Origin of the sequence: Streptomyces sp. TRM49041, from assembly GCF_008271805.1 — a bacterium.
Lineage (GTDB): Bacteria > Actinomycetota > Actinomycetes > Streptomycetales > Streptomycetaceae > Streptomyces.
This window is the reverse complement of the sequence record NZ_VSRY01000027.1, coordinates 1-233: the sequence shown is the minus strand read 5'-3', so window position 1 is coordinate 233 and position 233 is coordinate 1. Positions and strand designations below refer to the sequence as shown.

1 pseudogene is annotated in these 233 nt (G+C 67.0%); it reads left to right on the top strand.

The window, feature by feature from the left end:
- A pseudogene (locus tag FVS66_RS34740) lies at positions 1–233 on the top strand (IS3 family transposase); the annotation flags it as partial.

Here is a 233-nt window from a genome sequence, read left to right as displayed (position 1 = left end):
TGTCACCGCTGGCCTGGAACTGGTCCGCCGGCTCATGCGTGAGCTGGGCCTTGAGCCCTGTCAGCCGCGGCCGAAGAGGTTCAGCCTCACCCAGGTCACGACCGGCCAGGTGCCGGACCTCGTCGGCCGCAACTTCACCGCTGACGCACCCGGCGAAAAGCTCGTCGGCGACATTACCTGCATCGCGACCGGGGAAGGCTGGCTCTACCTCGCAACGGTCATCGACTGCTGCA